This is a genomic window from Streptomyces sp. NBC_00247 (assembly GCF_036188265.1).
Lineage (GTDB): Bacteria > Actinomycetota > Actinomycetes > Streptomycetales > Streptomycetaceae > Streptomyces.
On sequence record NZ_CP108093.1, the window covers coordinates 3,951,621 to 3,974,079 of the forward strand.

Below are 22,459 nucleotides of genomic sequence, written 5' to 3' on the forward strand. Positions count from 1 at the left end.
GCGTCGCCGCCGCGCATCCGTGGGGCGGTCCCGGCTTCCCCGGGCCGGGCCCGCGCCACCCGTTCCGGGCGCCCGTCGCGGTCCTCAGTTCTCCGTGGTCCCGGCGTTCTCCGTGCCCGGGTTCTCCGTCAGCAGCTCGTCCGCGTCGACGATCCGGTACGCGTACCCCTGCTCGGCCAGGAACCGCTGCCGGTGTGCGGCGAAGTCCTGGTCGATGGTGTCGCGGGCGACCACCGAGTAGAAGCGGGCCTCGTGCCCGTCCGCCTTCGGACGCAGCACCCGGCCGAGCCGCTGCGCCTCCTCCTGGCGGGAGCCGAACGTACCCGACACCTGGATGGCGACGGTGGCTTCCGGCAGGTCGATGGAGAAGTTCGCGACCTTCGAGACGACCAGCACGCTGATCTCGCCCTGGCGGAACGACTCGAAGAGCTTCTCGCGCTGCGAGTTCGGCGTCTCACCCTTGATGACGGGTGCGTTCAGGTGCTCGCCCAGCTCGTCCAGCTGGTCGATGTACTGCCCGATGACGAGCGTCTGCTCGCCCGCGTGCTTGCGCACCAGCGCCTCCGTGACCTTCCGCTTGGTCACGGTGGTCGCGCAGAACCGGTACTTCTCCTCGGGCTCGGCCGTGGCGTACGCGAGCCGCTCGTGGTCGGTCAGGTTGACCCGTACCTCCACGCAGTCGGCGGGCGCGATGTAGCCCTGCGCCTCGATCTCCTTCCACGGGGCGTCGAACCGCTTCGGGCCGATGAGCGAGAACACGTCCGACTCCCGCCCGTCCTCGCGGACCAGCGTGGCGGTGAGACCGAGTCGGCGGCGGGCCTGGAGGTCGGCGGTGAACTTGAAGACCGGCGCGGGCAGCAGGTGCACCTCGTCGTAGATCACCAGACCCCAGTCACGGGAGTCGAAGAGCTCCAGGTGCGCGTACACGCCCTTACGGCGCGTGGTGAGCACCTGGTACGTGGCGATGGTGACCGGGCGGATCTCCTTGCGCGTACCGCTGTACTCGCCGATCTCCTCCTCGGTGAGCGAGGTGCGCTTGATCAGCTCGTGCTTCCACTGCCGGGCCGAGACCGTGTTGGTCACCAGGATCAGCGTGGTGGCCTTCGCCTCCGCCATCGCACCTGCTCCGACCAGCGTCTTTCCGGCACCACAGGGGAGCACCACGACACCGGAGCCGCCGTGCCAGAACCCGTCGACGGCCTGCCGCTGGTACGGCCGCAGCGACCAGCCGTCCTGGGCCAGCTCGATCGGGTGCGCCTCGCCGTCGACGTACCCGGCGAGGTCCTCCGCCGGCCAGCCGAGCTTCAGCAGCGTCTGCTTGATCTGCCCGCGCTCCGAGGGGTGCACGGCGACCGTGTCCGGGTCGAGGCGCGCCCCGACCAGCGGGGTGATCTTCTTCGACCGCAGCACCTCTTCGAGGACCGGCCGGTCGGTGCTGGTCAGTACGAGACCGTGCACCGGGTGCTTGGACAGGGTGAGACGGCCGTACCGCGCCATCGTCTCGGCGATGTCGACCAGCAGCGCGTGCGGCACGGGGTAGCGGGAGTACTCCACCAGCGCGTCGACGACCTGCTCGGCGTCGTGCCCGGCGGCGCGGGCGTTCCACAGCCCGAGCGGCGTCACGCGGTAGGTGTGGATGTGCTCGGGTGCGCGCTCCAGCTCGGCGAAGGGCGCGATCACCCTGCGGCACGCGTCCGCCAGCTCGTGGTCGACTTCCAGCAGAAGCGTCTTGTCGCTCTGGACGATGAGGGGTCCGGTCACTCGCTGCGGCCCTTTCTCCGGGGTACGGCCGCGCATGCGGCCAAACGTCCAGTGTGCCGCATTACCGCGCCTTGTGGGGGTGGCGGTGGGTGTGAGGTGGGGCGTGGGCCCGGACGCCGGAGGCGGACGGCACCGGTCAGCCGCGGGATTCCGGGGCCCGCACCGTCCCCCGCTCCCACAGCTCCTCGCCGTGCTCCGCGAACCGGTCGAACATCCCGCTTTCGCCCTGCCGGCGCAGATGCAGCAGCGGCGAGTCGTGCCCGACGAGGCGCGCCAGGTGGGGCGTGACGAGGGCGTCGTGGTCGAACCGGGGGCCTGGTCGAATGGTGCCGACCATGCCCCGGATCACCTTACGGATGCAGCACTGTCCCCAGCGGGCTCCCGGCCACCTCCGCTGCCGGGCGGGAGACGTACAGCGCGGTGTGGAAGGAGCCCTCGCTCTCCTTGCCCTGCGGGTCCGCGCCCGCGGCGAGGGTGGCGGCGACGGCGTACCGCTGTTCCTGTTCGTCGGTGAAGCGCCGTTGCGGGTAGGTCTGCGCGGTGTGCTTCTCGGTGGTCAGGCCGTGGACGCCCAGGCAGTCGGCGATCGGCCGGTAGCTGCCGGTACGCAGGACGAACGCGGCGACCCACACCGGGGCGTCCGCCCCGGCCAGCAGCGGTCCGAAGGTGCGCGGGGAGAGGAAGCTGACGCCGCCGGTGACGGTGATCAGGCGTACGTCCCGCGCGGCCCGCAGCAGGGCGGGGCTCGGCGGCGCGGTCTCCAGGTTCTCCGCGAACCCGTCGTCCAGCAGGCCCACGGCGCGGGCGTACGCGATGGCGCTCGGGGCGGCGTCGAGGCCGAGGACGCGGACCGCGTCGGGGCGCCGGTGGGCGGCGTAGAACTCCCTGTCCCGCTCGACGAGCTCGGCGGTGGTCAGCGCGGCGGCCTCCTCGGACGTGTAGTGGGTGTAGAGGTCGCTCAGGGTGAGGTGGTGGTTGAGCAGCGCGGCGTTGACGCCGTACGAGCAACAGAGGTCCAGCACGGTGGGGGCGGACGCCGCAGGTGCTCCGGGGCCGAGGGCGGTGAGCAGGCGGCGGAAGACGCTCTGGGCGTGGTGCGGCGTCTGGTAGCCCCAGGGCCCCAGCCCCCGGAAGAACGCACGCGGGTCGGGCTGGTCATAGGTGTCGTCGAACGGGGTCATGGCGTCGGCCGGCTGTGCAGAACTCATCAGGCGTCCCTTCCCGAGCGTCCCTGCGGCCCCGCGCCGTCCTCCGGCGCGGTCGCACGGGCGCCGGGACCGGTGCGGACCCGGCATCCTTCCGGGCGAGTCAACGCCGGAAGCGGCCCCCTGGGAACAGGGCGGTGAGGAAACCGGCCACCCCGAGTGCCCCCTGATCCTCCGCCGCCTTCGTCACCCACGTGGATTCACCGGTGCCGAGGTCGCGGTGCAGGCCGTCACACGCCTCTGATGAGGACGCGCTCACCGCAGAGCTTCGACCAGTCGTCGCGGTCGGAGGTCAGCACGATCGCGGGGCTGGGGGAGCACCGCGTACGCGATGCGGGCACGCCACGGCAGGGCTCCAACTAGTCCTCCGCCAGCTCCGCGACCCCCGTGATCCGGTGCAGCGGATAGGTGCGGACCTCGTCGGCGGTGTGGTCGTACGCGGTGACGAAGCCGCCCTCCACCCGCACCGGGGCGATCACGCGCTGGCTGGCGGCGCCTTCCGCGTTGACGTAGCCGATCCAGAGCGTGGACCCCGTCATGGCTGCGGCCTGGACGGTCGCGAGGGTGTCCGCCGCGGAGGTGCGCGGCAGAGTGCCGGACGGGGCGCCGGACTCGGCGGCGGGCTCCTTGCGGACCACCGTGGCGGCCGTGTCACCGGCCCGGATGGCCCGTACCGCCGCGCCGAGCAGAGTGTCGTCCGGTACCGGCGGGCCCTCGGGTACGGGCACGGGGGCGGTACGCGGCGGGGTGCGGCGGGCACCGGCCCGGGTGATCAGGACGTCGCCTTCGGCGGACTCGGCGGCCGGCGCGTAACCGAGGTCGCGCAGCCCGTCGAGGAGCGAGGCGGGGTCGGTCTGCGAGGCGAGGACGGTCGGGGCGAGGCGGCGCAGCCGCAGTACGGCCGAGCGCTTGTCGGCCAGGATCTCGTTGAGTACGGACTCGTCGTCGCAGCGTACGTACGAGGACGCGGCGCCGATCCGGAGGTGGCCGTGGCGCCGGGCCACGTCGTCGATCAGGTAGGTCAGCGGCTGCGGCACCGGGGTGCGGCTGTGCCGGGCGAGGAAGGCGTGCAGGTCGGAGGCGCTCTGGCCGGCGTCCAGCGCGCGGCGCACCGAGCCGGGGGTGAAGCGGTAGACCGTCGCGCCGCCCTTCGACTCGACGTCGGCGAGGACGTGCAGGACGTCGGCGAGCGGGCGTTCCAGCGGCCCGGGGGCGACGGCCGTCAGGTCGGCCTGGAGGAGTACGTGGTCGAGGGGTTCCGGCAGCAGCGGGGCGAGCAGCGCGGCAGCGGCCTCGGCCGGGGTCGCCGATCGGTCCGCCGGGGTGCCCGTGCTCCCGGGCACGGGCGGGAGCAGCGCGCGGGCCTGGGAGGAGAGGGCGCCGCGGCCGGTGATGCCGAGGAGTTCGGCCTCGTTGACCGTCCACAGCGCGATACGCGACCGCAGGTCGGCGGTGTTGCTCGCGCTCTCCTGCGCGGGGTGGACCTCGCCGCGCGAGCCGCCGCGCAACGGGCGCTCCCAGCGCAGCCGGGTGAGCAGGGTCGCGGGGTCGGGAGCGGTGCCCGGCGGCAGCGCGGCGAAGAGGGCGAGCACCCGGCGGCGCACGTCGGGGGCGGTGGAGCGGTCGAGTTCGGGGCCGAGCGCGGACAGGGCACGGCCCTTGGCGTCCTGGCCGCCGACCAGACCGGCGGTGCGGGTGGCCGCCAGCCAGGCGAGCGCGAGACGTGTCCACCGCTGGGCGGCGGGGAGTTCGAGCCAGTCGTCGTACGCGGGCGTGGCGCCGTAGTGCTCGTCGCTCTCGCCGTCCGCGGCCAGCAGACCGGTGGCGTAGGCGAGTTCGACCCAGAACGCGGCGACCGGCTCCGTCGTGTCGAGGGCGCTCGCGACCCGCTTGAGCTCGCGCACGCTCAGCCCACCGGAACGCAGCACGGTGGGCCCGCCGCCGTTCCACAGCTTCAGCAGGTCCTCGACGGTGGACAGGGCGAGGAACGCCTGTCCGGCCGCGGCTCTGTCCACAGCCTGTGGATCGCGGTCGGCGACCGACTGGACGACCGGTGGCAGCGGCTCCGGTACCCGGTGGGCGCGCCCGGCCCGCAGATGCAGGGCCGCCTCGCGCGGCAGCACGACGGTGCGCGCCGACACCGGGAGCAGCAGACCGCGGTCGCGCAGCCAGCGGACGGGCGGGGTCGGGTTCGGCGTGATCTCGCCGTACGGCGGCCCCCACACCAGCCGGTCCAGCACCGACAGCGCCTCCACGGGCGCGGAGTCCAGCAGGTCCGCCATGCGCGTGCGGTCGGTGAAGAGGGCGGTGAGCGCGGCGACGGCGGAGACCGGGTCGTGGGTCGCGTGGAGTCCGGCGGCCGTCAGGATCTCCTGGAGCCGGCCCGGCGACATCCCGGCGGTGGCCTCGGCGACGGTCGGCCCGAGTCCGGTGGGGGAGGGGTGCTGCGGCGACGGCGCGAGCAGCTCCCGGGCGGTGCGCACCAGGTGCAGCCGCTCGTCCTCGCCCCAGACCAGGGCCTGTTCGCGCAGGGTCGCCAGGGCGCCCGGCAGTGCCGCCGTGATCGCGGCCCCGGTGCTGTCGTGGTGGGCGCCGTCGTCCTGACCGTCGCCGGTCAGCAGCCGCAGCAGTGTGTCGTACGGGGCCGGGTCGGGGGCCACCGCGAGGGCCTCGGCGGTCTGCAGCGCGAACCGGTCGAGGTGTTCGAGCGCGCGCACCACGGAAGCCCGGGTGCCCGCCCGGGTGGCGAGCTGGGTGATGTCGCCCGGCACCGGCGTGAGCAGGTCGGGACGGGCGCGCAGCAGCCCGGCAAGCGCTTCGTCGCCGCGGACACGCAGAGCTTCGGCGAGCGTGCGCGGTGGTGTGGTCGTCCCCATCCGTCCCACGGTAGCCCCTGGAACGCTACGGTCGGAGCAGGTCAGCCGGAGGGAACCGAGGGGACGGGCCACGTGGGGATCGAGAGCGACCAGCTCGTCTACGAGTTCTTGAGCCGTGTCGGGGACCTGGCGCAGCGACAACAGCTGTCCTCAGGAGCCCGGATGAGGCTCGTCGCGCAGGTGCGCGACGATATCGAGAAGCAGCGCGGGAAGACCGGGGCGAACTCGCCCGCCGCCGTGCGGCGCATCATCGGACGCCTCGGAGATCCGGGCGAACTGGTGGCCGCCGCCGTCGAGTCGGCGGAGGGCGGGGAACCCGTACCGCCCTCGGCACCGCTGCCGCCGCCGCGTTCGGCAACCCCCACGAGGGAAACGGCGTACGACTCCGACGACGCCCCGGCAGGACCCGTGGCGGCGCCCCGGCGCGGGGTGTTCCGGCCCCGGCCCGCCGCCGAGGAGCTCTCCGGGGCGGGCGGCACGGACGCGGAGCGCGGCGAGGCGGGATCACGGTGGGGCGCGTCGCCGTTCCGCAAGGGCCGGGGCGGAGGCCGGGATACGGAGTCGGCGGAGTCGGCGGAAGCGGCGCACGGGCCGGGCGGGACGGCCGGGCCGAGCGGGATCGACTGGGCGGCGGAGACCGGGGACTCCGGCTACTGGCCCGATCCGTCCGCCCCGCACGTGATCGGCCTGGACCGGCTCGGCGACACCGTGGGCGAACGCGAGTGGTGGCGGGTCGAGCCGGGCCCGTTCGGCGAGTTCGGCGACGGCGTGCGGGTACCGGGGTTCACCGGCGGGGTGGAGATCCCCGCCCTGCTGAAGCCGCCGCCCCGCCCTCGCGAGGACGGCGCGGGAGGCGATCCGGACACGGCGGACGGAACGGATGAGGCGGACGGTGCCGAAGGCGCGCCGGGTGGTGCCCCGGCCGCCGCCCCGGAGCCCGTACGCCGGCGCCTTCCGCTGCCCCGACTGCGCCGCCGTGCCCCGGCGCCCGCGCCCGCGCCCGCCGCGCCCGCCGCCGCCCCGGCCGGGCGCCGGCTCGGGAGCCCGGTGCTCCTGATCGCCGCCGCGCTGCTGGTCGCCGGAGCGGTGATCGGCTCGTGGCTGGCCCTCGCCGGTGGCTGGCTGCTCGCCTACAGCTCCCGCACGCTCTCCCGGGCCGAGGCGAAGTGGGCCGCCCTGGGGCTGCCCGGGGTGGTCGCCGCGGGGGCCGTGGTGTGGGTCTGGGGCAGGATGCGCGGGCGCTGGGGCGAGCCGATCGCCGAGGGCGCGATGGGCGACGTCCTGACGGGTCTGTGGCCGGTGGCGCTCCGCACGGCGGCGGTGGCCTCCGCCGTGTACCTGGTGTGGCGGGCGCGCCGGGCCCGCGGCTGAGCACGGCGGGCCCGGGCCCGCCCGCCGCCCGCCCGCCCCGGCACGGGGTCCGGACGGGTCGGCACAATGGCAGACATGGCTTCGCACATCTCTTCGCACACGCTGACGGTCGGATTCGACCTCGACATGACGCTCATCGACTCCCGGGCCGGCATCAAGGCCAACTACCTGGCCCTCTCGGCGGAGACCGGTGTGCCCATCGACGCCGATCTCGTGGTCAGCAGGCTGGGGCCGCCCGTGGACGAGGAGCTCACGAACTGGTTCCGCGCCGACCGGGTGGCCGTGGTCGCCGACCGGTACAGGGAGACCTATCCGCGCCACGCGATCGTCCCGACCACCGCCATGCCCGGGGCCCGCGCGGCCATCGAAGCGGTGCAGGCGCTGGGCGGCCGGGCGATCGTCGTCACCGCGAAGTTCCAGCCCAACGCCGAACTCCACTGCACCCACCTCGGCCTCACCCCGGACCTGGTCATCGGCGACCTCTGGGCGGAGCAGAAGGGCAAGGCGCTGCTCGCCGAGGGCGCGCAGGTCTACGTCGGCGACCACGTCGGGGACGTACGCGGGGCGCGGGTCGCCGGGGCCGTGTCGGTCGGCGTGGCCACGGGCCCGTGCGACGCCGAGGAGCTGCGCGCCGCGGGCGCCGACGTGGTGCTGACCGACCTCACGTCCTTCCCGGCCTGGCTGCGGGAGTACGAGGCCCGGCGCACGGCCTGACGTTCCGGGTACGGGGCTCCACGCCCGGGACCCCAGGGACCGCTGGGCCGTGTCGTGAAGGTCCCGCCCGTCCGGCGACGCCCGGCACGCACGCTCGCCGCGTGGTCGGGGTCGCCCCGACGCATCCGGTATCGGGGCGACCCTCCGCCTCGCGATCGCACGCACCGGACGCCGCCGGACCCGCCCTCCGGGCGGACAGCGCTCCGTTCACACCACGGCCAGGGCCGTCGGGACCCGGCTACGAGCGGCTCGCGGCCCGCTTCGGCGAGTTCGACCACACCGAGCGGACCACGCCCGCGGCGGCGATCAGGAAACCCACCCCCATGAGCATGCAGACCGCGTACGCGATCGACGGGAAGGGGTCGGTTCCGAGGAACAGTGGGGCCACCGTGACCAGCGTGGCGAGTGCGCCGACGAAGAAGACGACCGCGCCGATCCGGACCAGCTGGTCGCCCGCGCCTGAAGGAGTAGTGCTCACCCCGCAAGGGTAGTTCCCGCTGCGAGACATTGGCCCGGCGACGTCTTGTCCCGGGCCCAGGGGCCACTAGCCTGAAGATCGGCGGGTCCTCGCGACCCGCTCTCCTGCTGTACGGAGCCGTTTCCCGGCGGCTTCCCGCGCATCGACGAGCGACGAGGACGAGGACGAAGTGCCCACCGGCAAAGTCAAGTGGTTCAACAACGAGAAGGGCTTCGGCTTCCTCTCCCGTGACGACGGCGCGGACGTGTTCGTCCACTCGTCGGTCCTGCCCGCCGGGGTCGAGGGGCTCAAGCCGGGCCAGCGGGTCGAGTTCGGTGTGGTGGCCGGACAGCGCGGTGACCAGGCGCTTTCCGTCACGATCCTCGATCCGACGCCGTCCGTCGCGGCGGCCCAGCGCCGCAAGCCGGACGAGCTGGCGTCGATCGTCCAGGACCTGACGACGGTCCTGGAGAACATCACGCCGCTGCTGGAGCGGGGCCGCTACCCGGACAAGGCGTCCGGCGCGAAGATCGCCGGCCTGCTGCGCGCGGTCGCCGATCAGCTCGACGTGTGAGCGAACGCCATCCGGTACGGCGGCCCACCGCCCGTACCCCCGCAGACACGCCGACGGCGGCCCCTTCCCGGGGCCGCCGTCGGCGCGTGTCTGGCCAAAAACCGCTACGGCTGCGCGGGGAAGGCCAGCGCGTCCGGCGCGAGGGCCGGGACCAGCCCTTCCGCCGCGGCGCGCGTGAGCAGCCCCCGGATCGCCGCGTAGCCGTCCTCGCCGAGGTCGGCGGTGAACTCGTTGACGTACAGCCCGATGTGCTGGTCGGCGACGGCCGGGTCCATCTCCTGGGCGTGCGCGAGGACGTAACCGCGGGAGACCTCGGGGTCGTCCCAGGCCATGCGGACCGAGGTGCGGATGGCGTCGGCGAGCGCGTGCAGCTTCTCCGCGCCCAGCGAGCGCTTCGCGATGATCGCGCCCAGCGGGATCGGCAGCCCGGTGGTGGACTCCCAGTGCTGCCCCATGTCGGCGAGGTTGTGCAGGCCGTAGTTCTGGTACGTGAAACGGGCCTCGTGGATGACGAGTCCGCCGTCCACCTTCCCGTCACGCACCGCGGGCATGATCTCGTCGAACGGCATGACGACGATCTCGCCGACCCCGCCCGGCAGGGTCTGTGCGGCCCAGAGGCGGAAGAGCAGATAGGCGGTGGAGCGCTCGCTCGGTACGGCGACCGTCTTGCCGGTCAGGTCGGTGCCCGGCTCGCGGGTCAGGACGAGCGGGCCGCAGCCACGCCCCAGCGCGCCGCCGCACGGCAGCAGCGCGTACTCCTCCAAGACCCACGGCAGCACCGCGTAACTGACCTTCAGCACGTCGCCCTCGCCGCGCTCGGCGAGGCCGTTGGTGATGTCGATGTCCGCGAAGGTGACGTCGATCGGGGTGGCGCCGGGGACCCGGCCGTGCGCCAGCGCCTCGAAGACGAAGGTGTCGTTGGGGCAGGGGGAGAAGGAGATCTTCAGCGCGGCGTCCGTGCCGGTAGCGGCGGCGCCGTCAGTCGTTGCGGTCATGGTGGGTCCAACCTTCCAGTACGGGGATGAGCTTCCCGAAGGCTCCGGTGAGCGCGGCCAGGGCGTCGCCGATGCGCCAGGCGTCCCGGTCGCGCGGGCCGACCGGGTTCGACACGGCCCGGATCTCCAGCACCGGCAGACCGAGCGAGCCGGCCGCCTCGGCGACCCCGAACCCCTCCATCGCCTCGGCGAGGGCGCCGGGGTGGGCGGCCAGCAGGGCGGCGGCGCGCTCCGCACCGCCGGTCACGGTGGACACGGTCAGCACGGTGCCGGTCGCCGCGCCGGTCGCGGCGGCGGCCTCCCGCACCAGGGAGCGGGGCGGCACATGGAGTACCCGGCCGAAGCCGAGTCCGGTGACGGGGACGAAGCCCTCGGGCGTGTCGGCGCCCAGGTCGGCGGCGACGATGCCGCTCGCCACGACGAGGGAGCCGACGGGTGCGGCGGGCGCGAACCCGCCGCCGATCCCGGCCGACACGACGAGGTCGTACGGGCCGGAGGCCAGGGCGAACGCGGTGGCCGCGGCGGCGGCGGCCGGGCCGACCCCGCCCGCCAGCACGTCCAGCGGGCCGGTGCGGTGCACCTCGGCACCGGGCACCGTACGCACCTCGGGAGCCTCCCCGGACGCGCGTGTGACCGCGTCCCGTTCGGCGGGAACAGCGGTCACGACGAGCACACGCACGGGAAAGGATTCCTCCGACGAGCTACGAGGAAGGGGACGGAACGCGGATCAGTCGCTCTTCTTGAGCTTGAAGTGCCAGATGCCGATGAGCTTCGAACCGTCGGTCTCGACCACGCTGACCTGGGTTTCGTTGCTCGTCTCGCCGGTCTGGCTGGAGAAGAACGCGCTGCCGGTGATCGAACGGTAGGTCCGCTTGTACGGCTCCTGCTCGGCCTGCTGACCGTCGATGAAGAGCGTCCAGCCGTTGTCGGCGACCTCCGGGTCGACGCCGAAGCGGACCCGGTCGTCCATGGCGACGTCGATCGACTTGTCGGCCTTCTTGTTCAGGCAGCCCTGGATCAACGACTCCTTGATGGGATCGCCGTCGTTGTAGCAGGCGGCCTCGGTCGACACCGAGGTCGTACCGACCGTCACGGTGGCGAGCGGCGTCGGCTTGTCGCAGGCGGACAGGACGAGGAGTCCCGCGGACACGGCACCAAGAGCGACGCCGATTCGACGGCTCTTACCTGAGAAGAACGCAACGGTCATGGGCCGAAGGCTATCGGTCGCTCCGCTTCACGCCACGCGGGGGTGCGGTGAGCCGCGCCGCGCGGAGGTCAGGAGACCCCGTACGGACGTTGCGGCACCCAGCGCGAGGATTCCGGCGGCGACCGACATGCCCAGTACTCCATTGAGCGGCAGCGCGATCCCGATGCCGCCGCCGACCACCCACGCCATCTGAAGGACCGTCTCCGAGCGGGCGAAGGCGGAGGTCCGCACCTCCTCCGGCACGTCGCGCTGGATCATCGCGTCCAGCGAGAGCTTCGACAGCGCCTGGGTGAAGCCGGCGACCGCGCCGAGCACGGCGACGAAGACCGTCGAGAAGAACAGCGCGGCCAGCACCGCGGCGCCCAGCGCGATCCCCAGCACCGTCGCGACGATCACCTCCGGCCCGCGCGCCCGCAGCAGCGAGCCCACCGCCGTGCCGCAGGCGTTCCCCACGCCCGCCGCGACACCGACGATGCCGAGCGAGACGGCCGCGCTCTGCCCGGACAGCGGCTCGTTCCGCAGCAGGAACGCCAGGAAGAAGATGAGGAAGCCGGAGAGCGCGCGGTGCGCCGCGTTGGCCTGGAGGCCGTGCAGCACCGAACCGCCGACCGACCGCAGCCCCGGCGGACGTTCCCGCTTCTCCCCCTTGCGGCGCCCCGCCGCCTCCCGGCGTCCGGCGCGCCTGACGGAGAGCAGGGTCGAGCCGGTCCGGGAGCCGTGAGTACGGGCGGTGGGCGCGGGCACGGCGGGCACGCCCGGCTCCTCCGCGAGACGGGCCCGGCGCTCGCCCTTGGCCGAGTCCACGGTGGGCGGCAGGGTGAAGGCGAGGAAGGTGCCGCCCAGGAAGATCACGCAGGCGCCGAAGAGCGGCCATGCCGACCCGACCATCTGGAGCCCCGCGCCGATCGGGGCGGCGATCCCGGTCGCCAGCAGCCCCGCCAGGGTGACCCGCGAATTGGCCTTCACCAAGGAGAATTTCGGTGGCAGCAACCGCGGCACGACAGCGCTGCGCACCACTCCGTACGCCTTCGAGCAGACGAGCACCCCGAGCGCCGCCGGGTACAGCTCCAGGCCGCCGGTGGCGACCGCGCCGGACATGGCGATCGCGAGCAGCGCGCGGGTCAGCATCGCGGCCGCCATCGCCGCCCGGCGACCGTGCGGCAGCCGGTCGAGCAGCGGACCGATCACCGGGGCGAGCAGGGTGAACGGCGCCATGGTGATCGCCAGGTAGAGCGCGACACGGCCCCGGGCCTCGTCGGTCGGGACGGAGAAGAACACCGTGGAGGCCAGCGCCACCGTGATCATCACGTCGCCGGCTCCGTTGACGGCGTGCAGCTCGATCAGCTTGCCGAGCCCGGACTCACCGGCGCCGTGGGCGTGCGTCACCTTGCGGATGGACCGCCCGGTGCCGAAGAAGCCCGAGTGCAGCGCACGTCTCATCGACCGGCCCGCTCTGCGGAAGGGGCCGGAGACGTCGTGCGACCGGACGGAAGCCACTTCGTCATACTGCCCCAACCTTTCTCCGGCGAACCGACGACAGCGCGGGGCATCGGCCCACGAGGGTGCGGACGGCGGTACGGGGAGGACGGCGGTACGGGGTGGACGGCGCCGTTTTCGAAACGCGCCCCGGGGCGCGAGGAACGCGGCGGCGGGAATTTCCCCGGCGTCGGGCCGGTGGAATCCGTCGCGTCACGCATCGGAAAGGTCGCGTTTGGGGCGGGCAGGTGGGCGAGGGGCGGCGGAGAGGGTAGCGTGCGTTACGCGCCACCGGCGGTTGTTCTTGGCCGCGCGCCTCTCCGCGATCCCGCAGAATGGGTTCTGAGAAGCACGCCCGAGGCAGGCAACAACGGGTGTGGACGTCGACGCGGTCCTCTGGTCCGCTCCGCCCACAGCCGTCATGGCTGAAATCGGACATCGATGGAGCCATCGGCGCGCTCGTGAGACTGCGTAGGAGAGAAGCGAGACCTGTGAGTGCTGCGACGACGCGAAGCCGTACGGCCCGTACCCCTGTTCCCGACCGGCTCTGTGCCGAAGCGGTAGACCTCGCGCGCGCCGCGGCCGAGGAGGCCGCCGCACCCGGCGAGGTCGGCGAGCACGTGGCCGTCGTGGCCGAAGGGGACCGGGTCGTCACGCACTACTTCGAGTGCGAGATGTTCGGCTACCGGGGCTGGCGCTGGGCGGTGACCGTCGCCCGGGCCTCCCGCGCCAAGAACGTCACCCTCGACGAAACGGTGCTGCTGCCCGGCTCGGACGCCCTGCTCGCCCCGGAGTGGGTGCCCTGGAGCGAACGGCTGCGCCCCGGCGACATGGGCCCCGGCGACCTGCTGCCCACCGAGGCGGAGGACCTCCGCCTGGAGCCCGGGTGGACCGGTGAGACCGTCGAGGAGTCGGAGACGCCGGAGGTCTCCGGGGAGCTGGCCGACGTCGTCGACACCGAGGACGCCGAGCTCACCTCCCGGCAGTCCGCGATCGGCCGGGGCTCCATCGCCTCGGTCGCCGAAGAGCTCGGCATGCGGCGTGCGCGGGTGCTGTCCCGGTACGGGCTGCACGCGGCGGCCGACCGCTGGGACGAGGAGTTCGGCCCCAAGACGCCGATGGCCCAGGCCGCCCCCGCGACCTGCGTGAGCTGCGCGTTCCTGGTCCCGCTGACCGGTTCGCTGCGGCAGGCCTTCGGCGTCTGCGCCAACGAGTTCGGTCCGGCCGACGGCCATGTCGTCTCGCTGGCGTACGGCTGCGGCGGTCACTCGGAGGCGGCCGTCATGCCGAAGCCGCCGACGCCCGCACCGCACGCGCTCGACACCATGCGGGTGGACACCTACCAGCTGCACCCCGAGCGCGACGGCGGCTCCGTCCCCGACGAGACCGACGCGCACGCCGACGACCTCGGCCACTCCTGAGGCACCGCACGGCGGACCCGGCCGGTCCTGACCGGACCGGCCACTTCCGGCGCACCGCACCGCCCGGCGGACCCGGCCACCACCGGGTCCGCCGGGCGGCACCGCGCACCCCTCGCGCACCCCGCGCACATCCGTCGTACCCGCTCCCGTGAACCGCGCTGTCGTCCGCGCGCGGTACGTTCGGGCGCACACTGGGCGGCAACGGCCGACGGGGCAGCGGAACAGAGCGGAGTCGAAGCGTGAGCATGAAGGCGACCGAGGGGGCCGATCCGTTCGGGACGGCACGGCTGCGGCGCGGCGTGCTCGACGCCTGGGGTGCCGGGCCGGCCCGCTTCCGCGAGGACGCCAACGCCGAGGAGGACCTCGCCCTCGGCGGGTACCGCGACCGTCTCGTCGTGGAACTCGCGCAGAACGCCGCCGACGCCGCCGGCCGGGCCAAGACGCCCGGCCGGCTCCGCCTCACCCTGCACCCCGGGGGGAACGGCGCCCCCGCCGTGCTGGCCGCCGCCAACACCGGCGCCCCGCTCGACGCCACCGGCGTCGAATCCCTCTCCACCCTGCGCGCCTCCGCCAAGCGCGAGGGCCACGAAACCTCCGTGGGCCGCTTCGGCGTCGGCTTCGCCGCCGTGCTCGCGGTGAGCGACGAACCCGCCGTCCTCGGCCGCCACGGCGGAGTCCGCTGGTCCCTCGCCGAGGCCCGGGTCCTCGCCGAGGGCGCGGCCGTCGGCAGCCCCGGCCTCGGGGACGAACTCCGCCGCCGCGACGGCCACGTACCGCTGCTGCGCCTCCCGCTGCCCGCCGAGGGCACCGCGCCCGAGGGGTACGACACCGTCGTGGTGCTGCCGTTGCGCGACACCGCCGCCGAGGACCTGGTCGAGCGGCTGCTCGACCACATCGACGACGCACTCCTGCTCACCCTGACCGGACTCGACGAGATCGTGGTCGAAACCCCTTCCGGCGTGCGGACGTTGAGGCGCTCCGCGCACGGCCCGTACATCCACGTCGAGGACTCCGCGCACGGCGTCAACCGCTGGCGCACCGTCTTCCACCACGGGCCGGTCGAGCCCGCGCTGCTCGCCGACCGGCCGGTCGAGGAGCGGCTGCGCCCGCACTGGTCCGTCACCTGGGCCGTCCCCGTGGACGAGGACGGCTCGCCCCGCCGCCCCGGCACCGCCCCCGTGGTGCACGCCCCGACGCCCACCGACGAACCGCTCGGCGTACCCGCCCTGCTCATCGCCTCGCTGCCGCTGGACCCCACCCGCAGGCACCCCGCGCCCGGCCCGCTCACCGACTTCCTGGTGGAGCGCGCGGCCGACGCCTACGCCGAACTCCTCGCCGACTGGCACCCCGTCTCCACCGGCACCCTCGACCTCGTGCCCGGACCGCTCGGCCGGGGCGCGGTGGACGGGGCGCTGCGCGCGGCGATCCTCCAGCGGCTGCCCCGGGTCGCGTTCCTCGCGCCGGCCGTACCCGCCGACCCGGCCGCCGCGCTCGCGCCGATCGCCGAGAACTGGGCCGACGACTGGGCGGAGCCCGGCGCACCCGACGCCGTCCGGCACCGGGACCACGCGGCTCTGCGGCCCGTCGAGGCCGAGGTCGTGGAGGGCGCGGGCGCCGAGACCGTACGGGTGCTCGCCGAGGTCCTGCCGTGCCTGCTGCCCGCCGGGCTGGAGCGCCGCACCGAACTGCGCACCCTGGGCGTCGGCCGGGTGCCGCTGACCGAGGCGATCGACCGGCTCGCCGGTCTGGAGCGCGAACCCCACTGGTGGCGGCGGTTCTACGACAGCCTCGCCGGGGTCGACCCGGACCGCCTCTCCGGGTTGCCCGTCCCGCTGGCCGGGGCGCCCGACGCCCCCGAGGGGCAGCCGCCCCGCACCACGATCGGCCCGCGCCAGGTGCTGCTGCCGCTGCCCGACGCGCTGACCGGCCCGGTGCTCGCCCGCCTCGCCCGGCTCGGCCTGAAGGTCGCCCACCCGGACGCCGCGCACCCGCTGCTGGAGAAGCTCGGCGCGCTGCCCGCCACCCCGCGCGCCGTACTGACCACCCCCCAGGTGCGCGCCGCCGTCGCCGGATCGCTCGACGCCGGGGAGATCTGGGACGAGGACGCGCTCGACGGCGACGAGCTCGTGGAGACCGTCCTCACCCTGGTGCGCGACGCCGAGCTGAGCCCCGGCGACGAACCCTGGCTCGGTGCCCTCGCGCTGCTCGACGAGGACGGGGAGACCGCGCCCGCCGGTGAACTCGTGCTCCCCGGAAGTGAGTTCGCCCAGATCATGCGCGAGGGGGAACTCGCGCTCTGTGACGATGAGTTGACCGAGCGCTGGGGTGAGCAGCCGCTCACCGCCTGCGGGGTGCTCGCGACCTTCGCCCTCGTACGCACCACCGACGTGGTCCTCGACCCCGACGAACTGGAGCCCCGGGACGGCGACTTCGCCGAACCCGACGACGCCGGACTGCTGGACGCCGTGGACGTCTGGTGCGAGGACCTGCTCGACCAGCTCCCCGACACCCCGGTGCCGCCGGTGGCCACCGAGATCGTCGCCGTGCGCGATCTCGACCTCGTCGCCGACGACGCCTGGCCGCAGGCGCTCGCCATGCTCTCCCGGCCACCGCTGCGCGACGCCCTGACCCAGCCGGTCCGGGTGCTGCTCCCGGACGGTACGACCCGTTCGGTGCGCCCGTACACGGCCTGGTGGCTGCGCGACCACCCGGTGCTGGAGGGCCGCCGCCCGGCCGGGGTCCGTGCGGCGGGCGGCGACCCGCTGCTGAGCGGCCTCTACGACGCGGTGGACGCCTCCGGCTTCGACGACGCCCAGGTGCTGCGCGCGCTCGGCGTGCGCACCACGGTCGAAGCCCTGCTGGACGAGCCGGGCGGCGCCGCCGAACTGCTGGGCCGCCTCGCCGACGAGGACCGGCCGGTGACCGCCGCGCAGCTCCACGCGCTCTACACCGCGCTCGCCGACCTCGACCCGGAACACGTCACCCTGCCCGACGAGCTGCGGGCCGTCGTGGACGGCGCGGTGGAGGTGGTCGACGCCTCCGACGCCGTCGTCGCGGACGCCCCCGACGTGCTGCCGCTCGCCGGAGGGATGCCCCTGCTCCCGGTCGCCCCGGCCCGCGCCGCCGAGCTGGCGGAGCTGTTCCAGGTGCGACGGCTCGGCGAGACGATCGAAGCCGAGGTGGAGACCGAGGGCGAGGAACACGAGGTGCCCGAGCCGGTCCGCGCCCTCCTCGGCGACCGCACCCCGGACACCTACGTCGAGCACGAGGAACTCCACGCCGGCGGCGTCGAACTCGACTGGCGCCGTGCCCCGGACGGCACCGTGCACGCCTCCACCCTGGAAGGGGTCGCGGCCGGACTCGCCTGGGCGGCCGGCCAGTGGCCCCGCCGCTTCGAGGTCGCCGCCCTGCTGGAGGACCCGTCCCGCACCCAGGAGCTGGCCCGGGACCGCTGGTTCGACTGAGCGAGCCGGTGCCTGGTGGGCTCCTGTCCGTCGAAGGGCTCACGCCCCGAAGCGGCGGCCCACCAGGCGCCAGACGTACTCCAGCAGCACCGAGGCCGCAGCCGCGACGGCCACCGCCGCCCACGGCATGGTGGCGCCGACCAGTTTCAGCGCGAAGAAGTGCTGGAGCCACGGCACCGCGAGCACGATCAGGAACGCCGCCCCCATCGAGGCGACCAGCAGGATCCGCCACCAGGTGTACGGGCGGGCGATGATCGCCAGCACCCACATCGACACCAGGAACAGCGTCAGCGTCGCCGCGCTGGTCTCCGCGTCGAGCGCCCCCGCCCCCGAGTAGTGGCTCCCGGCCAGCAAGTACGTCAGGAAGGTCGCCGCCCCCGCGATGACCCCGGACGGGACGGCGTACCGCATCACCCGGCGGACGAAGTGCGGCTGGGCCCGCTCCTTGTTCGGGGCGAGCGCCAGGAAGAACGCGGGGACACCGATCGTCAGGGTCGAGAGCAGCGTCAGGTGCCGGGGGAGGAACGGGTACTCCACCTGGAAGCAGACCACCAGGATCGCCAGCAGCACCGAGTAGACCGTCTTCGTCAGGAACAGGGTGGCGACCCGGGTGATGTTGCCGATCACCCGGCGGCCCTCGGCGACCACCGAGGGCAGCGTGGCGAAGCTGTTGTCGAGCAGCACGATCTGCGCCACCGCCCTGGTCGCCTCCGATCCCGAGCCCATCGAGACACCGATGTCGGCGTCCTTCAGCGCGAGCACGTCGTTGACGCCGTCGCCGGTCATCGCGACGGTGTGGCCGCGCGACTGGAGGGCCGCGACCATGTTCCGCTTCTGCTGCGGGGTGACCCGGCCGAAGACCGTGTTCTCCTCCATCGCGCTCGCCATCGCGTCCCGCTCCTCGGGCATCTTCCGGGCGTCGAGCGTGTGCTCGGCGCCCGGCAGACCGAGCTTTCCGGCCACCGCCCCCACCGAGACGGCGTTGTCCCCGGAGATCACCTTCGCGGCGACCCGCTGGTCCGCGAAGTAGCGCAGCGTCTCCCCGGCGTCGGGCCGCAGCCGCTGCTCCAGCACCACGAGCGCGGTCGGCCGGGAGCCGGCGGCGGCGTCCGGGCCGTCGAGTCCGCCCTTCGCCCGGGAGAGCAGCAGGACGCGCAGACCCTGCCGGTTCAGCTCCTCGATCGAGGCCAGCTCGGGATCGCCGTCGGGAAGCAGCACGTCGGGAGCGCCCAGCAGCCAGACGGAGTCGGCGGGGTGATCACCCGAGCCGTCCTCCCGGAAAGCGGCGCCGCTGTACTTGCGGGCCGAGGAGAACGGCAGTGTGTCCGTCACCCGCCAGCCGCCCGGGTCGGGGTAGGCGTCCACGATGGCCAGGAGGCTGGCGTTCGGCCGGGGGTCCGAGCCGCCGAGGGCGCCCAGCACGCGGGAGACGTACGCCTCGTCGGCCGAGCCCAGCGGGCGGACCTCGGTGACGTCCATGCCGCCTTCGGTGAGGGTGCCGGTCTTGTCGAGGCAGACGACGTCGACCCGGGCCAGCCCTTCGATGGCGGGCAGCTCCTGGACGAGGCACTGTTTCCGGCCGAGGCGTACGACCCCGATCGCGAAGGCGACCGAGGTCAGCAGCACCAGCCCTTCCGGGATCATCGGCACGATCCCCCCGGCGCTCCGGGCGACCGACTCCTTGAAGTCGTTCTCCTTGACCACCAGCTGGCTGATGACGAGCCCGATCGCGGTCGGGATCATCATCCAGGTCACGTACTTCAGGATCGTGGAGATGCCGCTGCGCAGCTCGGACTGGACGAGGGTGAAGCGGGACGCCTCCTCCGCCAGCTGGGCGGCGTACGCCTCGCGCCCGACCTTCGTCGCGGTGAACGCCCCGCCGCCCGCGACGACGAAGCTGCCCGACATCACCGGGTCGCCCGCGCGCTTGAGCACCGGGTCGGCCTCGCCGGTCAGCAGGGACTCGTCGATCTCCAGGTTGTCTGCCTCGCCGACCGTGCCGTCCACCACGACCTTGTCGCCCGGTCCCAGCTCGATCAGGTCGCCGAGCACGATCGCGGAGGTGGAGATCTCGCCGGCCGTCCCGTCGCGCCGCACGGTGGGTTTCGCCTCGCCGATGACGGCGAGCCCGTCCAGGGTCTTCTTGGCCCGCCACTCCTGGACGATGCCGATGCCGGTGTTGGCGATGATGACGAAGCCGAAGAGACTGTCCTGGATCGGCGCGACCGCCAGCATGATCACCCAGAGCACGCCGATGATCAGGTTGAACCGGGTGAGGACGTTGGCGCGGACGATCTCGGTGAGCGAGCGCGAGGAGCGGACGGGCACGTCGTTGACCTCGCCCCGCGCGACCCGCTCCGCCACCTCGGCGGTGGAGAGCCCGCGGGGGTCGTACGCGAGGGGAGCGGCCCCTTCGGAGGGGGAGCGATCGGGGGTCTGTCCCCCGGAGGAGTCGATTGCCCGCTGCGTCATGGTTCAGACGGTACGGGCGGAACGCCGGGTCAGCCCGCGAGACGGGGCTGTACAGGGGGAGGCTCGGCCCCGCGCGGGGAGGGCCGGGCGGGCGGGGTGCGGGGGAGCGGAGCGGTCAGCCCGCGGCGCCCGGGGCGTCCGGCCCGTCGTCACCCGTCACGGCGGCGGCCGCGGCATCGCGGAGGGCGGCGTGGCGCTTGAGGGCCGCGTCGCGTCCGCGGACGTACCAGATGCCGATCAGGCCGAGTCCGGCCCCGGCGAGGCAGGTCCACACCCACCAGAGGTGGCCGTGGTCGTCGAACCAGCCGTAGAAGGGGAGCTGCACGAGGAAGAGGACGAACCAGAGGATCGTGCCGCCCGTGATGGTGGCGACGACGGGGCCCTCCAAGGGCTCGGGCGCCTCGTGCTTCGGTGTCCACTTCTCCATGGCCCCAGTCTATGGGCCCCCGGTCGGGCACGGAGGGGCAGGCCGGTGCGGTGATGAGAGCCGCGTACATAAGGGCCCCGATCCCTTGCGCCACAAGGGTCTACGCGCGGAGATAGCGATCTTCGCCTTATGTATTCATACTTAATCCGTTCGGGAATGGCGCGATTTATTCGTGTAAAAGTCCAAAGACGGTCACCTTTCCCCCCGGCACCCCACTTGATCCAGGGCCCGCTCCACGGCTCCTCCGTACGTCTGAGGTCACACATGTCCCGCTCGGCCACCGCAGAGGTCGACCCCAGCCCGCCGCAGAACGGGCTCGACCGGTATTTCAAGATCTCCGAGCGGGGTTCCACGGTCGCCCGTGAGATCCGCGGCGGATTCGCCACGTTCTTCGCGATGGCGTACATCATCGTGCTCAACCCGATCATCCTCGGCAGCGCCAAGGACATGTACGGGCACCAGCTCGACAGCGGCCAGCTGGTCACCGCCACCGTGCTGACCGCGGCGTTCACCACGCTGCTGATGGGCGTCATCGGCAACGTGCCGATCGCGCTCGCCGCCGGTCTCGGCGTCAACACCGTCGTCGCCCTCCAGCTCGCCCCGCGCATGAGCTGGGCGGACGCGATGGGCATGGTCGTCCTCGCGGGCATCGTGGTGATGCTGCTGGTCGCCACCGGGCTCCGGGAACGCGTGATGAACGCCGTGCCCACCTCGCTCCGCAAGGGCATCTCGATGGGTATCGGACTCTTCGTCCTGCTCGTCGGACTGGTCGACTCCGGATTCGTCTCCCGCATCCCGGACATCGCCCAGACCACCGTCCCGCTCCAGCTCGGCAGCGGCGGTCACCTGCACGGCTGGCCGGTCCTGATCTTCGTGCTGGGCGTGCTGCTCACCCTCGGGCTCATCGTCCGCAAGGTGCCGGGTGCCATCCTGATCTCGATCGTCGCCATGACGATCGTCGCGCTGATCATCAACGCGGCCGTGGACCTGCCGGCCGGTGCCTGGGGCCTCACCGTCCCCGAGTGGCCGGGCAACCCGGTCGCCTCGCCGGACTTCGGGCTGCTCGGCGACTTCAGCCTCTTCGGTGGATTCTCCAAGGTCGGCGTCCTCACCGGCATCCTCTTCGTCTTCACCGTGCTGCTGTCCTGCTTCTTCGACGCGATGGGCACCATCCTCGGCGTCGGTGACGAGGCGAAGCTGACCGACACCGACGGCAACTTCCCCGGCATCAACAAGGTGCTGTTCGTCGACGGCATCGCGGTCGCCGCGGGCGGCGCGACCTCCTCCTCGGCCTCCACCTGCTTCGTGGAGTCCACCGCGGGCGTCGGCGAGGGTGCGCGTACCGGCCTCGCGAGCGTGGTCAGCGGGCTGCTCTTCACGGTGGCGCTGTTCCTGACGCCGCTGGCGACCATGGTTCCCTCGCAGGCGGCCACCCCGGCGCTGGTGGCGGTCGGGTTCCTGATCGTCGCGAGCTCGGTCCGGGGGGTCGACTGGAGCGACTTCACCCTCGCCATCCCGGCGTTCCTCGCCATGGTGATGATGCCGTTCACCTACTCCATCACCAACGGCATCGGCATCGGCTTCGTCGCGTTCAGCGCGATGCGGCTGGCGGCCGGCCGGGGCCGTGAGGTGCCGGTGGCCATGTACGTGGTGTCGGCCGTGTTCGTCTTCTACTACGCGATGCCGGCTCTCGGCCTCACGTGATCCGGCCCGCCGGGCCGGACCGCGTGGCCCGGCGCCCCTCCTCCTTCCGGGGAGCACGGGCGCCGGTCACGTGATCCGGTCCACCGGCCCCTGTTCGGCCTGGGGGCCGTAGAACTTCTCCGTCTCGTCGACCGCCGACTTGAAGCGCTCGTCGAAGTCGTCGCGAATGAGCGTCCGGACCACATAGTCCTGGACGCTCATTCCGCGTTTTGCGGCGTGCTGCCGGAGCCGGTCGAGCAGCTCACCGTCGATCCGCAGGCTGAGTACTGTCGATCCCATGCCAAGCAGGGTCGCCGCCCCGGCGCGCTTCAGGTGTGACTTTCCGCGCTCGACTC

The 22,459-nt window shown here is 73.4% G+C and carries 17 protein-coding genes and 2 pseudogenes; 6 read left to right on the plus strand and 13 right to left on the minus strand.

Annotation, left to right across the window (positions count from 1 at the left end; translation table 11 throughout):
* Positions 1-84: 84 nt before the first annotated feature.
* From OHT52_RS16955 to OHT52_RS16975, 5 genes and pseudogenes are all read right to left on the minus strand, one after another.
* Complete coding sequence (locus tag OHT52_RS16955) at positions 85-1,761, minus strand: DNA repair helicase XPB (RefSeq protein ID WP_328721057.1); 1,677 nt, start codon at positions 1,759-1,761, stop codon at positions 85-87.
* A 136-nt stretch (positions 1,762-1,897) separates the two neighbouring features.
* Positions 1,898-2,071 (minus strand): annotated as a pseudogene (locus OHT52_RS16960) (XRE family transcriptional regulator); the annotation flags it as partial.
* A gap of 40 nt (positions 2,072-2,111) precedes the next feature.
* Positions 2,112-2,969, minus strand: coding sequence for a hypothetical protein (locus tag OHT52_RS16965; protein ID WP_328721058.1), 858 nt, complete (start codon positions 2,967-2,969; stop codon positions 2,112-2,114).
* Positions 2,970-3,196: 227 nt separating this feature from the next.
* Positions 3,197-3,283: pseudogene (locus OHT52_RS16970) on the minus strand (DNA-binding protein); the annotation flags it as partial.
* A 42-nt stretch (positions 3,284-3,325) separates the two neighbouring features.
* Positions 3,326-5,842, minus strand: coding sequence for a helicase C-terminal domain-containing protein (locus tag OHT52_RS16975; RefSeq protein ID WP_328721059.1), 2,517 nt, complete (start codon positions 5,840-5,842; stop codon positions 3,326-3,328).
* Between the two features lie 72 nt (positions 5,843-5,914).
* Between OHT52_RS16975 and OHT52_RS16980 the strand changes: the two genes are divergently transcribed.
* Both OHT52_RS16980 and OHT52_RS16985 read left to right on the plus strand, forming a co-directional pair.
* Positions 5,915-7,213, plus strand: coding sequence for a hypothetical protein (locus tag OHT52_RS16980; RefSeq protein ID WP_328721060.1), 1,299 nt, complete (start codon positions 5,915-5,917; stop codon positions 7,211-7,213).
* Between the two features lie 66 nt (positions 7,214-7,279).
* Positions 7,280-7,927 carry an HAD family hydrolase gene (locus tag OHT52_RS16985; RefSeq protein WP_443046596.1) on the plus strand — a complete coding sequence of 216 codons (648 nt, stop codon included), beginning with the start codon at positions 7,280-7,282 and terminating at the stop codon, positions 7,925-7,927.
* Between the two features lie 238 nt (positions 7,928-8,165).
* On the opposite strand, the gene OHT52_RS16990 is transcribed toward OHT52_RS16985, so the two are convergent.
* Entirely contained in the window at positions 8,166-8,405 is a 240-nt protein-coding gene (locus OHT52_RS16990) for a hypothetical protein (RefSeq protein WP_328721062.1), read from the minus strand.
* Between the two features lie 169 nt (positions 8,406-8,574).
* Between OHT52_RS16990 and OHT52_RS16995 the strand changes: the two genes are divergently transcribed.
* Positions 8,575-8,958: a cold-shock protein gene (locus tag OHT52_RS16995; RefSeq protein WP_328721063.1), complete on the plus strand. Its 384-nt coding sequence runs from the start codon at positions 8,575-8,577 to the stop codon at positions 8,956-8,958.
* 104 nt (positions 8,959-9,062) lie between these two features.
* On the opposite strand, the gene OHT52_RS17000 is transcribed toward OHT52_RS16995, so the two are convergent.
* The 4 genes from OHT52_RS17000 to OHT52_RS17015 are packed head-to-tail and all read right to left on the minus strand — an operon-like array spanning position 9,063 to position 12,657.
* Positions 9,063-9,953 (minus strand): 1,4-dihydroxy-6-naphthoate synthase, encoded by an 891-nt coding sequence (locus OHT52_RS17000; RefSeq protein ID WP_328721064.1) that lies wholly within the window; start codon positions 9,951-9,953, stop codon positions 9,063-9,065.
* Positions 9,937-10,632 carry a futalosine hydrolase gene (locus OHT52_RS17005; RefSeq protein WP_328721065.1) on the minus strand — a complete coding sequence of 232 codons (696 nt, stop codon included), beginning with the start codon at positions 10,630-10,632 and terminating at the stop codon, positions 9,937-9,939. The genes OHT52_RS17000 and OHT52_RS17005 overlap by 17 nt, the downstream gene beginning before the upstream one ends.
* Positions 10,633-10,680: 48 nt before the next feature.
* Positions 10,681-11,160: a DUF2771 domain-containing protein gene (locus OHT52_RS17010; RefSeq protein ID WP_328721066.1), complete on the minus strand. Its 480-nt coding sequence runs from the start codon at positions 11,158-11,160 to the stop codon at positions 10,681-10,683.
* 27 nt (positions 11,161-11,187) lie between these two features.
* Complete coding sequence (locus tag OHT52_RS17015) at positions 11,188-12,657, minus strand: MFS transporter (protein WP_328721067.1); 1,470 nt, start codon at positions 12,655-12,657, stop codon at positions 11,188-11,190.
* Positions 12,658-13,127: 470 nt separating this feature from the next.
* Between OHT52_RS17015 and OHT52_RS17020 the strand changes: the two genes are divergently transcribed.
* Positions 13,128-14,057, plus strand: coding sequence for a DUF3027 domain-containing protein (locus OHT52_RS17020; protein ID WP_328721068.1), 930 nt, complete (start codon positions 13,128-13,130; stop codon positions 14,055-14,057).
* 245 nt (positions 14,058-14,302) lie between these two features.
* Positions 14,303-17,521, plus strand: a complete 3,219-nt coding sequence (locus OHT52_RS17025) for a sacsin N-terminal ATP-binding-like domain-containing protein (protein ID WP_328723774.1) — start codon at positions 14,303-14,305, stop codon at positions 17,519-17,521.
* Positions 17,522-17,560: 39 nt separating this feature from the next.
* Here OHT52_RS17025 and OHT52_RS17030 read toward each other — a convergent pair whose 3' ends face one another.
* Together OHT52_RS17030 and OHT52_RS17035 are read right to left on the minus strand one after the other, a co-directional pair.
* Positions 17,561-19,993, minus strand: coding sequence for an HAD-IC family P-type ATPase (locus tag OHT52_RS17030; protein WP_328721069.1), 2,433 nt, complete (start codon positions 19,991-19,993; stop codon positions 17,561-17,563).
* 115 nt (positions 19,994-20,108) lie between these two features.
* The gene (locus OHT52_RS17035) at positions 20,109-20,420 is read right to left on the minus strand and encodes a DUF2530 domain-containing protein (protein ID WP_328721070.1); all 312 of its coding nucleotides are present in this window, start codon (positions 20,418-20,420) and stop codon (positions 20,109-20,111) included.
* Between the two features lie 264 nt (positions 20,421-20,684).
* Between OHT52_RS17035 and OHT52_RS17040 the strand changes: the two genes are divergently transcribed.
* A complete protein-coding gene (locus OHT52_RS17040) occupies positions 20,685-22,124 on the plus strand; it encodes an NCS2 family permease (RefSeq protein ID WP_328721071.1) in 1,440 nt (479 codons plus the stop codon).
* 66 nt (positions 22,125-22,190) lie between these two features.
* On the opposite strand, the gene OHT52_RS17045 is transcribed toward OHT52_RS17040, so the two are convergent.
* Positions 22,191-22,403 carry a ribbon-helix-helix protein, CopG family gene (locus OHT52_RS17045; RefSeq protein ID WP_328721072.1) on the minus strand — a complete coding sequence of 71 codons (213 nt, stop codon included), beginning with the start codon at positions 22,401-22,403 and terminating at the stop codon, positions 22,191-22,193.
* Between the last annotated feature and the right edge of the window lie 56 nt (positions 22,404-22,459).